At 67.7% G+C, this 11,769-nt stretch carries 11 protein-coding genes; 6 read left to right on the plus strand and 5 right to left on the minus strand.

The features are described 5' to 3' along the window. Positions 1-27: 27 nt before the first annotated feature. From IB259_RS12675 to IB259_RS12685, 3 genes are all read right to left on the minus strand, one after another. Positions 28-2,583: a TonB-dependent receptor gene (locus IB259_RS12675; RefSeq protein ID WP_225596849.1), complete on the minus strand. Its 2,556-nt coding sequence runs from the start codon at positions 2,581-2,583 to the stop codon at positions 28-30. Positions 2,584-2,758: 175 nt separating this feature from the next. Next, positions 2,759-3,772, minus strand: coding sequence for a FecR domain-containing protein (locus IB259_RS12680; RefSeq protein ID WP_192329181.1), 1,014 nt, complete (start codon positions 3,770-3,772; stop codon positions 2,759-2,761). Beyond that, positions 3,751-4,260: a sigma-70 family RNA polymerase sigma factor gene (locus IB259_RS12685; protein WP_054451641.1), complete on the minus strand. Its 510-nt coding sequence runs from the start codon at positions 4,258-4,260 to the stop codon at positions 3,751-3,753. The genes IB259_RS12680 and IB259_RS12685 overlap by 22 nt, the downstream gene beginning before the upstream one ends. Before the next feature lie 136 nt (positions 4,261-4,396). On the opposite strand from IB259_RS12685, the gene IB259_RS12690 reads away from it, so the two are divergent. Together IB259_RS12690 and IB259_RS12695 are read left to right on the plus strand one after the other, a co-directional pair. Then, positions 4,397-4,864 (plus strand): CopD family protein, encoded by a 468-nt coding sequence (locus tag IB259_RS12690; protein WP_054451642.1) that lies wholly within the window; start codon positions 4,397-4,399, stop codon positions 4,862-4,864. Between the two features lie 143 nt (positions 4,865-5,007). After that, positions 5,008-5,868, plus strand: a complete 861-nt coding sequence (locus IB259_RS12695) for a hypothetical protein (RefSeq protein ID WP_119451777.1) — start codon at positions 5,008-5,010, stop codon at positions 5,866-5,868. Here IB259_RS12695 and IB259_RS12700 read toward each other — a convergent pair. Further along, on the minus strand, positions 5,865-6,821 hold the full coding sequence (locus IB259_RS12700; RefSeq protein WP_054452252.1) for a LysR family transcriptional regulator: 957 nt from the start codon (positions 6,819-6,821) through the stop codon (positions 5,865-5,867). The genes IB259_RS12695 and IB259_RS12700 overlap by 4 nt on opposite strands. Before the next feature lie 161 nt (positions 6,822-6,982). Here IB259_RS12700 and IB259_RS12705 point away from each other — a divergent pair, with 161 nt between their 5' ends. The 4 genes from IB259_RS12705 to IB259_RS12720 all read left to right on the plus strand — a co-directional run bounded on the left by IB259_RS12705 (position 6,983) and on the right by IB259_RS12720 (position 10,225). Beyond that, positions 6,983-7,996 carry a tripartite tricarboxylate transporter substrate binding protein gene (locus IB259_RS12705; protein ID WP_119451776.1) on the plus strand — a complete coding sequence of 338 codons (1,014 nt, stop codon included), beginning with the start codon at positions 6,983-6,985 and terminating at the stop codon, positions 7,994-7,996. Then, the gene (locus IB259_RS12710; RefSeq protein WP_192329183.1) at positions 7,993-8,964 is read left to right on the plus strand and encodes a hypothetical protein; all 972 of its coding nucleotides are present in this window, start codon (positions 7,993-7,995) and stop codon (positions 8,962-8,964) included. The genes IB259_RS12705 and IB259_RS12710 overlap by 4 nt, the downstream gene beginning before the upstream one ends. A gap of 76 nt (positions 8,965-9,040) precedes the next feature. Then, complete coding sequence (locus tag IB259_RS12715) at positions 9,041-9,733, plus strand: YafY family protein (RefSeq protein ID WP_192329185.1); 693 nt, start codon at positions 9,041-9,043, stop codon at positions 9,731-9,733. 78 nt (positions 9,734-9,811) lie between these two features. Continuing rightward, positions 9,812-10,225: a VOC family protein gene (locus IB259_RS12720; RefSeq protein ID WP_054451645.1), complete on the plus strand. Its 414-nt coding sequence runs from the start codon at positions 9,812-9,814 to the stop codon at positions 10,223-10,225. Positions 10,226-10,293: 68 nt separating this feature from the next. On the opposite strand, the gene IB259_RS12725 is transcribed toward IB259_RS12720, so the two are convergent. After that, positions 10,294-11,700 (minus strand): amino acid permease, encoded by a 1,407-nt coding sequence (locus IB259_RS12725; protein ID WP_054451646.1) that lies wholly within the window; start codon positions 11,698-11,700, stop codon positions 10,294-10,296. Positions 11,701-11,769 lie beyond the last annotated feature (69 nt).

The raw sequence follows: 11,769 nt of genomic DNA on the forward strand, positions 1-11,769 counted from the left end.
ATTGCCCGGACCGGCGGCGGGTCAGGATCAATACTGGTATGTCAGTGAGACGCGCAGGCTGCGTCCCGGTTCCGTGTACCAATCGACCGGCCGCGGAATGGCGATGGCGCCGGCGGTCGGCACGTTGATGGCCTCCCAATACTTCTTGTCGAACAGATTGAAAACGCCTGCCTGCACCTGCAGCCCCTTCACCGCGGCCGGACGCCAATAGCCCATCAGGTCCACCACGCCGTAGCCGGGCGCCTGGAAATCGGGATTGCGCGCCGTGGCCGTGGCCTCGGGATACTCGACCTTGTCGCGCTTCAGGGCGGTGGTCAGCATGGCGTCCACGCCCCACACGTCGCGGCCGTAGCCCAGGCCCAGCACCGCCTTCAGCGGCGCCACCGAGTTCAGGTACTGCCCCGTGCTCTCGTCCTTGCCCACGGCCCACGCCAGCGAGCCCCAGGTGCGCCAGCCTGGCGAAAACTTCCAGTGCGCGCTGGCTTCGGCGCCATAGATGCGCACCTTGGCGCGGTTGACGTTGCCGGTCACGCCCAAGGGATACTGTCCGGCCCAGCCCGGCTGCCACTGGGGCGAGGACGCGTTCAGCGGTACGTCGCCATCGATGAAGTTCTGGTAACGGTTGTCGAACAACGATACCGCGCCGCCCAGGGAATCGGAACCGATCTTGGCGCCCAGCTCCCAGCCCTTGCTGGTTTCGGGCTTCAGATAGGGATTGCCCACGCGCAGGTAGGTGCCGGGGCCGCCGTAGTTGGTGTAGAGCTGGGTCGGGCTGGGCGCCTTGAAGCCGTAGGCGTATTGCGCGTAGAGGCTCAGCTCATCCGCGGCCTTCCAGGTGGCCAGCAGCTTGGGCGAGAAACGGCTGCCGCTGTTGGACGGCGGCAGCGCGCCTGCGTTCGGGTTGCTTTCGTAGCTGGCCGTGGACTGCGGCTTCTGTTCGTAGTGGTCGTAGCGCAGCGCCGGTATGATGGTGTAGCGGCCGTCGGCGAAGCTGAATTCGTCCTGCACCCACAGGGCCCATTGATTGCCCTTGGATTGCGGCACATCGGCCTGGTTGGTGTGCAGCATGTCGCACAGGCGCGGGCCGAAAATCGGCCGCGGTGCGCCGGGAGGGATCACGGGACAATTGTCGTAGCCCCCGGAATACTGCTCGGTCTTGTTGCCATACCACTCCCCGCCTACGGTCCACAACTGCGACACCGAGGCGCCCGCCAGGCGCTTGGTGACTTCGGCATTGGCGCCGAACATGGTCTGCCGGATGGAGTTGCTGCGGCCATAAGGCCCGCTGGGATAGCCGTAACGGAACGGATCGCCCGGTATGGCGTAGGCCCGGGAATCGACGCTGCGCACGCCGCTCAGCGAGCTGTCCAGCTGCAGGCGCTGCCAGTAGACGACCGCGGTGGCCGTGTCGATCAGGCTGTCCGCACCGGGCGCCTTGTACGAGTAATCGAGCGACACCCGTTGGCGCTCGGTTTCCTTGCGGGTGCTGTTCTCGCCGTACAGATAGCTGGTGCCCGCGCCCTGCTCGAACATATTGTCGATGTCGGCGTTGCGCTTGAAGTATTCGCCGGTCAGGCCGAAGCGGTGGCCGCCTTCGACGCGCTGCTGCAGCTTCAGCAGGAAGCTGCGCTGGTCGTAGTCTTCCGGGCTGGGTTCGCTGCGCTTGGGTCCGTAGCCGCCCACGTCGCCGCGGTTGTCCAGGGCATGGCCGTTGCGTACGCCCGCCTGCACCAGCCAGAACGTATTGCTGTGGATCTGGCCCGCCAGGGCGGCGTTGGCGCCCCAGCTGCTGTCGGCCGTGTCGTAGTCGGTCTTGGCCAGCGCGCCGAAGGTCTTGCCGTCTGTCAGCAGGTCCGACGGTTGCAGCGTGTACAGGTCGGCAGTGCCGGAAATCGCGCCGGAACCGCCGCCGCTGGCGTCGGCGCCGCGCACGATGTCCAGCCGCGACAGGCTGTTGAAATCCACCGCTTCCAGCCCGCCCTTCAGGCCGCGCGCGCCGTCGTCCAGCCACGGCAGGCGGATGCCGTCCACGCGCGTCAGCACGCGATCCTGATCCAGGCCGCGGATGTTGATGCTGTTGGTCGTGCGGTTGAAGCTCACGCCGGGCTCGGCGCGCTTGCCGAAATCGCTCCAGTTCTTGACTTGAAGTTCGTCCAGGCGCTTGCGGTCGGTGCTGGTTTCCCAGGCCGGCGCGACCGGCGCGCCCTCGCCTTCCACCTGGACGGGCGCCAACTGCGTCACATCCGCGGGCAATGCCTGCAACACGTAGACGCGGGCGCCGCGCTCCTGCACGCCTAGGCCGCTGCCCGCCAGCAAGCGCGCAAAGCCCTCATTCACGGAATAGACCCCATCGAGCCCCGCCGTGCGGCGCTGGCCCACCAGCGCCGCGTCGAACAGCACCGTCACGCCCGCGCTGTCGGCAAAGCGCGGCAACGCCTCGGCCAGCGTGCCCGCGGGAATGCGATAGCCGCGCGCCTGCGTCTGCTGCGCGGATTGCGCCCACGCGGCGCTTGCGGGCAGCAAGGCGGCGGACAGCGCGGACAGCGCCAGGGCGGCCTGCACGGCGGCGGCTAGATGCGTCATGCGGCATTGCAGGCCTCGGGCTGGTCGGGAGCCGCTTGCGCGGCCGGCGGGGAGATAAGCCATGGTCGTCCTTTCGATCCAAAAGGTGTCGGCATTCGTTTGCCTCTACAGACCATGACCCTCGTGAAATCCGAATCGGACAGCTGGCCCTCCACTTTTTTGTAACAGCGCGGGTTCAGGCCTCGGCTGCCGCGCGCAAGGTGATCGTCACCCAGTACGGCGTGCGGTAGCGCACCTGCACCGGCAAGGTCGCGGGCAGTGCCGCCAGGACCGCATCGGTGTCGCGCACCTGGAACGCGCCCGAGATGCGCAAATGCGCCGCCTCGGGATCGCAACGCAGCATGCCGGAACGGTAGCGGCCCAGTTCGGCGGCAAAGGCGTCCAACCGCATGCGGTTGGCGTACAGCACGCCGCGCTGCCAGTCGCTGGCATGCGGGTCCGCGGGGGATGGCGGCGATGCGCCCTCGTCCGTCAGGCTGCTCTGTTGGCCAGCTTCCAGGCTGATCAGGCTGCGCGGATGCGCGGCGCTGCCGACGCGGACCCGCCCTTCCTGCACGCTGACGCGGCACAGGCCGCCTTCCTGGCGCACGCAGAAACGCGAGGACTGCGCCTCGATGTCTCCCTGGCTCGTGCGCACCACGAAGGGCCGCGGCGCAGGCGCCGTGTCGGCCACGGCATGCACCGCGATCTCGCCGGCGCGCAGGCGCACCAGCCGGGCCGTGGAGCTGTACATCACGTCGACGGCGCTGGCTGTGTTCAGCAGCAGCGTGGACCCATCCGCCAGCGCCACTTCGCGCCGCTCGCCCGGCGCGCTGCGGTAGTCCGCGGTCCAGTCGAGCGGATCGGCGCGCCAGGCGGCCCAGCCGACAGGACCGGCCACCACCAGCGCAATCAGTGTCTTGAGCGCGGCGCGGCGGCTTCTGAGCTCGGGCCGGTTCAAGGTCGCCATACCCAGCGCCGCCGGGATCAGGCCGAAGCGTTCGTTCACGCGCTGCGCGCGCTGCCAGGCGTGCTCGTGCTCGGCCTTGCTGGCGCGCCACAGTTCACAGGCCCGCTGGTCGGCGTCGGTGGCGCGGCCCGAACTCAGCCGCAGCAGCCAGCGCGCGGCCTCGCGCGCCACGCTGCGTTCGACGGCGGGCAGTTCGGACGCCGCCTCGGCCTGGGCGCTCAGATCGACGCCATGATGCATTGTTCGAATCCCTTGGCGATGTAACGGTGCACGGTGCGCAGCGACACGTTGAGGCGGGCGGCGATTTCGCCATGGCTCAGTCCTTCCAGCTGCGCCATCAGGAAGGCCTGGCGGGCCGGCAGGGACAGGCCAGCCAGCATCTCGTCGATTTCCTGCAGCGTTTCCAGGATGATCAGGCGCTGTTCGGCCGAGGGCGCCAGCGCCTCTGGCATCAGGGCCAGGGCTTCCAGATAGGCCTGCTCCACCGAGCGCCGCCGGTGGTGGTTCAGCAGCAGGCGCTTGGCGATGGTGGTGAGATAGGCGCGCGGTTCGCGCAGGGCGTCCAGTTCATGGCGGTGGCGCAGCACCCGCACGAAGGTGTCCTGCGCCAGATCGGCCGCGTCGAAGCTGTTGCCCAGCTTGGCGCGCAGCCAGCCATGCAGCCATCCGTGATGAGCGCGGTACAGCAGTTGGACGTTGTCGCTGGCGGCGACCGCGGGATTCGGCACGGGTGGCTCCCTGAACTTTCAATCACAAATAGAAATCAATCTCATTCTAAATGCAAAACCATGATTCCGGTCAAGTCCGCGCGCCGCGCTTGACGGCGATATGATGGGGACGGATTCCTCCCTACAGGCCTGCCCCATGCTCTATGCCGCGCTCAAATTCATCCACCTGATGGCCGTGATCCTCTGGGTCGGGGGCATGCTGTTCGCGCACTGTTTCCTGCGGCCGGCGGCCGCGCAACTGGAACCGCCGGTCCGGCTGCGGCTGATGGCGTCGGTGCTGGGGCCATTCCTGAATGCCGTGCTGGCGGCCATCGTGCTGATCCTGTTTTCGGGCGCGCTCATGATCGGCCAGGAAGCGAGCCAGGCCGCGCAGACGGGCGGCTCCTTCTTCATGCCGCGCAGCTGGACCCTCATGGCCTCGGGCGGCCTGGTCATGACGGCCATCTACGCCTACATCCGCTTCGTGCTCTACCCGCAGTTGCGAGCGGCGGTCGCCGCATCCGACTGGCCCCAGGGCGGCCAGGCCATGGGCGGCATACGCCGCTGGGTCGGCATCAACCTGCTGCTGGGCATCGCCATCGTGGCCATCGTCTTTTTTGCGTAGGCGGATATCAGCCGGCGCCCGCCAGCTATCGGGCATGCGCAGGCTGGTATCGGAATTCTTTTGCTTGGTGCAATACGCATTACATCCGCGCTGGCCACACTGCGGATGACTCTCGCGGGCCTACACAAACAAAAGGAATCTCCATGATCAAGCGTGTCTTCCAGCTGGCCGCCCTCGGCCTGTTCGTATCCGCCTCGGGCGCGCATGCCGCCGCCCCCATCGACAACAGCGCCCTGGACCAGACCGGGTTTCGAGAACACAAGGCAACTTATGGCGTGGTCTACCGTCTGCCACAGGACGTCAACGCCATCCTGGACGCCAAGATCAATGGCACGCTGAAAGCCGACCTGCTCAAGCTGGGCCTTAAGACCGAGGCCGAAACGCCCAACATGCCGCACGTGACGGTGGTGCACATTCACAGCGCCGACCCGCAAACGCCCGCCCGCATGCTCAAGGCCCTGCCCAAGCCGCCGGCCCCGCTGCAGGTCACGCTGAAGAATTTCTATCCCACCGAAGCCGCCAAGGGCGCGGGCCATCCGTGGTGGCTGGACCTGGGCGTGGTCAAGAGCGGCCAGGGCTTCGAGGACATGATGCGCTACAACACCGTCGCCACCGCCGCCCTGGCGCCGCTGCGCGACGGCCCCTTGCCGCGCGTCACCGGCCCGGTCTACGCCAAGATGGGCGACGCCGGGAAAGACCTGGTCAAGACCATGGGCGTGAGCGGCGTGAACATCATGCAGGACGGCAAGGAAGTGCGCGCGCACAATCCGCACACCACCCTGGTCTACAGCATGGCGATGTACGACACGCGCCTGCAGGACGCCATGAAGCAGGAGTCCGACAAGTTCAACGCCGTGCTGCCGGACGGCATCAACACCACCTTCAAGGACGTGTCCATCGTCGAGATCGGCTTCGCCGGCAACGTGGTGCGCGAGATCTACCGCGTCAGCCTGGAAGACGGCTCGGCCATCGACGTGGCGACTGGCAAGAAGGTCGGTTCCTAAGCCGCACTGGCTGCGGGAGCGTCCACGCGTTCCCGCAGCACCTCGCGGATCTGCCCGCGCAGCCAGGCCTGCAACGGCGACGTATGCAGGCGCCGCGGCCACACCATCACCAGTTCGATCTTGCGCAGGCTGGCAGGCAGTTCCAGCGTCGCCAGCGGGAAATGCCGGCCATGCACCTGCGCCACGCTGGCCGGCATGGTGGTGGCGTAATCAGTGTCCAGCAGCACATAGGGCGTGATGCCGAAGCCGGACAGGTAGGCCGAAAATTCCAGCCGGCTGGCATCCGGCTTAAGCGCGCGGTCGAAGTTGGTTTCCCGGCCATACATGTGCGCGAAGGCGAACCACTTGATGGACGGCAGATCCGCCAGCGCCAGCGCGCGCTTGCCTGCCCAGGGATGCCGCGCCGACACCACGCACACGCGCCGGTCCTTCAGCAGCGTATCCCGATGAAAACGCGCCGGCACCTTGCCGAACAGGCCGATGGCCATGTCCAACCGCTCCGCGTCCAGATCGTCCGGCACGAAGTCTCCGTGCACCGACTGGAAGCGCAGTGTGATGCCTGGCGCGGCGCGGTGCAGACGTTCGATCAGCGGCGCTGCCAGCAGGATCTCGCTATGCGCGCCCGTGCCGATATTGACCACGCCGCTGGCCTTGGCCGGGTCGAAAGCCTCCGCCGGACGCAGCGCCGCTTCGATCTGCGCCAGCGCGTCATGCACCGCCGAATGCAGTTCCAGCGCGCGCTCCGTCGGAATGAATCGGCCCTTCACCACCACCAGCAAGGGATCTTCCAGCCGGCGGCGCAGGCGCGCCAGGTCACGGCTGATGGCGGGCTGCGTCTTATGCAGCAGGGCTGAACTGGCGGTGGCGCTGCGAGTGCGCATCAGGACGTCGAACGTCAGCAGCAGGTTCATGTCCAGCCGGCGCAGATAGGGCAGGGATTGGGCGTCGCTCATGCCGCCCATACTATGCCTGAAATGCATGCATTGAAAATTCCATACCGTTTTCGACATATACAGCTTGCGCAGCCAGCATTGGGCAAGGCGGTCAGCCTTGGCTACAGTCCGCGCAGATCGGGGCCTTCCGCACCCGACCCGACTTTCCGGAGACTGCCGCAATGATCCCCCTGGGCCTGACCGCCGCGCGCTGGCGCGCTTCCCCCCGCCGCTGGATGGCGGCCGCGCTCACCGGAGCTGCGCTGCTACTGGGCGCCGCACAGCCGGCCGCTGCGGCGGGCTTTCCCGAACGTCCCGTGACGCTGGTGGTGCCCTTCCCCGCCGGCGGCACGCCCGACATCCTGGCCCGCATCCTCAGCGACAGCCTGGCCAAGCGTCTGGGCCAGCCTCTGATCGTGGAAAACCGCGCCGGCGCCGGCGGCAATATCGGCGCGCAGGCGGTGGCGCGCGCCGCGCCCGACGGCTACACATTGCTGATGTGCGCCTTCGGCTGCACGGTCGCGCCCTCGCTCTACCAACCCGCTCCCTACGACATCGTCAAGGACTTCGCGCCCGTCGCCATGGTCGGGACGGTGCCCAGCGTGCTGGTCGTCAATCCCAAGGTGCCAGCTCAGACCGTGGCCGAGCTGCTGGCCTACGCCCGCGCCCATCCGGGCAAGCTGAACTCGGCCTCGTCGGGCGTGGGCGGCTCGGCCCACCTGGCCACCGAATTGCTGAAGCTGCGCACCGGCATCGATGTGGCGCACATTCCCTACAAGGGCGCCGGGCAGGTCGCGGCCGACCTGCTGGGCGGCCAGGTCGACATGTATTTCGACAACCTGCCGGCTTCGCTGGCGAACATCCGCGCGGGCAAGCTGCGGGCGCTGGCCGTGGCCAGCGCCAAGCGCGCGCCGGCCATTCCAGACGTGCCGACCTTCGCCGAAGCCGGCGTGGCCGATTTCCTGATCACGCCCTGGTTCGGCATCATGGCGCCGGCCGGCACGCCGGACGCCACGCTGGCCGCGCTGCACCAAGCCTTCAACGACGCCTTGCAGGCGCCGGAGGTCGCCGCCAAGATGCGCGAATTGGGCGTGGAGACTGCCGCCGGGCCGCGCCAGGCGCTGGGCGACTTTGTGGTGGCCGAGACCGCGCGCTGGAAAGACGTGATCCAGGCCAACCGCATCCGGGCCGAATGATGACGGACGAACCCGGCCGCGACGCATCGGACGCGCTCGCGCCGATCCGGCTGCGCGACATGGGCGCCTTCCACGTGGGCGGACGCGAGGTCAGCCTGTCGGGCCTGCTGCGGCGCGAGGTGGTGATGGCCGAAGGCGGCCAGCCCGTCGCGCTGGACCCCAACGGCACCTACCGCGTCGAGCAGATGTATGCGCAGTACTTCCTGGCCGAGCCGGCCAGTGGCCGCCCGCCGCTGGCCTTCTGGCATGGCGGCGGCATGACCGGCGCGGCGTGGGAGACCACGCCCGATGGCCGCCAGGGCTGGCTCCATGCCTTCCTGCGCCGCGGCTGGGACGCCTATCTGTGCGATGCCGTGGAACGCGGCCGCTCAGGCTACGCGCCGGTCCCCGAGATCTGGCCGGAAGGGCCCATCGTGCAGGCGCAGGAAGACTGCTACACGCGCTTTCGCATCGGCCGCCCGGGCACGCGCCCCGGCCCCGGCAGCGCCTATGGCAACACGCAGTTCCCGGTGCAAGCCTTCGGCGAGCTGGCCGCGCAGATGGTGCCGCGCTGGGTGCATACCGACGCCGCCGTCCTGCGCGGCTATCTGGCCTTGCTGGAGCGGGTCGGCCGCATGATCGTCATCTGCCATTCGCAGGCGGGCGTATTCGGCATCCGCGCGGCCGCCGCCCGGCCCGATCTGGTGCGCGCCGTGGTGGCGCTGGAGCCGGCCAGCATCCCGCAACTGGACGCCGGCTACCGCACGCCCACGCTGGTCCTCATGGGCGACAACATGGACACGGACCCGCGCTGGCCGCGCATGCGCGAGCGGGTGCGCGATTTCGCGCGGCGGCATCCCTGCGTCACCTTGCTGTCGCTGCCCGAGCTGGGCATCGCCGGCAATTCGCACATGCTGATGATGGACCGCAACAGCCTGGACCTGGCCGCGCGCGTGCACGAGTGGCTGATGGCCCTGCCGCCGGCCTGAAATCCCGTTGCGGACGGAGCCCCGCCTGCTGCCATTTCGTGGCAGCATTATGGATCCTCCATCCCCGCCCGCCCCCATGTCCCGCACCGAACGCCTCCTGGGCCTGATGCAGACCTTGCGCTGCCATCGCCGCCCCGTCAGCGGCCGCCAACTGGCCGCCGACCTCGGCGTCAGCATACGCACGCTCTACCGCGACATCGCCACCCTGCAATCGCAGGGCGCCGAGATCGAGGGCGAACCGGGCCTGGGCTACGTGCTGCGGCCCGGTTTCATGCTGCCGCCGCTGATGTTCAGCACCGAGGAGATCGAGGCGCTGGTGCTGGGCACGCGCTGGGTCGCGGACCGGGCCGACCCGCGCCTGGCGCAGGCCGCGAGCAACGCGCTGGCCAAGATCGGCGCAGTGCTGCCGGCGGAAATGCGCGACGGGCTGGATGCGATACCGCTGCTGGTCGGGCCCAGCGCGATGCAGGTGGTGGACCGCGTGGACCTGTCGCTGATCCGCCACGCCATACGCTGCGAACAGAAGATCGACATCACGTACCGCGACGACAAGGGCGCCGATTCCGCGCGGGTGATCTGGCCGTTCGCGCTGGGGTTTTTCGACAGCGTGCGCATCGTCATGGCCTGGTGCGAACTGCGCCAGGACTTCCGCCATTTCCGCACCGATCGCATCGCCACGCTGACGCCCGGTGAGCGTTATCCCAAGCGCCGCCATGCGCTGCTGAAGGAGTGGCGCGCGATCGACCGATCGCCCAAGCAATGCGGATGAAAATGCAGATAAAAGCTACTGCCAAAAACTGACAGCACCCCTGTCTAAGATGAGCGCGTCTACCACCCGGAGCGCATCATGTCAGACACCAATTTCGTGATTTTCTATGTCGAAAAGCCCGCCGCCAGCGCCGCGTTCTACAGCGCCCTGCTGCAGCGTCCGCCCCTCGAAAGCTCCCCCACCTTCGCACTGTTCAGGCTGGATTCCGGCCTGATGCTGGGCCTGTGGTCGCGCTATACCGTGGAGCCGGCCGCTGCCGGCCGCGGCGGCGCGACCGAACTCGCCTTTACCGTTTCGGACGCGCAGGCGCTGGACCGCCGCCACCTGGACTGGAGCCTGCGCGGCCTGCCCATCCTGCAGGCGCCCACCGATATGGATTTCGGTCGCACCTTCGTGGCGCTGGATCCCGACGGCCACCGGCTGCGCGTGTTCGCGCCGGCGCCGCAGGAACAGGCTGCGCAGCAGCCTGCGCCCGCCTTGGCCAGCGCCTGAAGCCCGGCCATGAAATACGGGCCTGAGGCTTGCGCCTCAGGCCCGCGTCTGAACCGGGCGCAGCTATGTCAGGAACGCTGGCCGCGCGGGGTCAGCGCAACGGCTTCGCCGCGCCGACGGAACAGCAGCTGATAAAGCACGGCCAGCACCAGCAGGAAAGGCACACCGAACACCAGCGTCATCTTGAAGACGCTGGTGAAGTAGGTGGTGGCCAGGATCGCCAGCATCGCGCCCGCGCCCAGCAGGGTCAGCACCGGAAAGCCCGGCATGCGGAACGACAGCTTGCCGCCCCCTTCGCGCGCCCAGCGGCGGCGGAAGCAGTAGTGGGTGACGAAGATCATCATCCACGTAAACAGCGCGCCGAACATCGAAATCGCCATCATCAGCGTGAACGAGGTCTCGGGGTACAGCACGTTCAGCACCGCGGCGATGGCAATGCCGCTGGTCGACAGCAGCAGCGCGTTCAGCGGCGTGCCGCTGCGCGTCAGCTTGCCGAACGCGGACGGCGCATGGCCGGCGCGCGACAGGCTGAACATCATGCGCGTGGTGATGTAAAGCTGGCTGTTCATGGCCGACAGCGCCGCCACCAGCACGATGAAGTTGATGACGCCCGCCGCCCCCGGAATCTCCAGCGCCTGCATCACCTTGACGAAGGGACTGCCGCCCTTGCCGGCCTCGTCCCAGGGCACGATGGCCAGGATCAGCGCCAGCGTCAGCAGGTAGAACACCACCAGCCGGACGATGGTGGCGCGGAACGCCTGCTTGACCGCGCGTTCGGGGTCTTCGGCCTCGCCCGCGGCCACCGCAATCATCTCCACGCTGAGGTAGCTGAAGATCGAAATGACCACGGCGATCCACATGCCCCAGACGCCGTTCGGGAAGAACCCGCCGTGCGAGGTGTACAGGGCGGTGCCGTACTGCGGATTGCCCCAGACCACGTAGGCGCCCAGGATGATGAAGGCGACGATGGCGGTGATCTTGATCGTGGAGAACCAGTACTCGACCGTGCCGAAAGTCTTGACGCTCATGGCGTTGATGAAGATCAGCACGGCCGAGAACAGGCAGACCCACTGCCAGCCGGGCACGTCCGGAAACCAGAACTTCATGTACTCGGCCACGGCGGTAACTTCGGTGCCTACCGCCAGCACCACGCAGGACCAGTACGCGTAGCGCACCAGAAACCCCGCCAGCGGGCCGACGTAGTGCTCGGCATAGGCGCCGAAGGAACCCGAGGTGGAATGCGCCACCGTCATTTCCGCCAGGCAGCCCATCAGCAGCAGCGTGATCAGGCCGCCGATGGCGTAGCTGATGATCACGCTGGGTCCGGCAAAGCCGATGGCGAACTTGCTGCCCAGGAACAGGCCCGTGCCGATGGCGCCGCCGATGGCGATCATGCTCATCTGCCCCGACGTCAGCCGCCGCTTCAGGCCCTGCTCGCGTTCGGCGATCTGGCCGAATCCTTTTTGTTGTTGCATTGTCTCCTCCAGGTCCTGCGCTCTCTTTGTGGATGTAGGGCCGGTTTGGCCCGCGCAATGGGGTTGTGT

Source organism: Achromobacter sp. ACM04 (genome assembly GCF_014851465.1).
GTDB lineage: Bacteria > Pseudomonadota > Gammaproteobacteria > Burkholderiales > Burkholderiaceae_B > Achromobacter > Achromobacter aegrifaciens.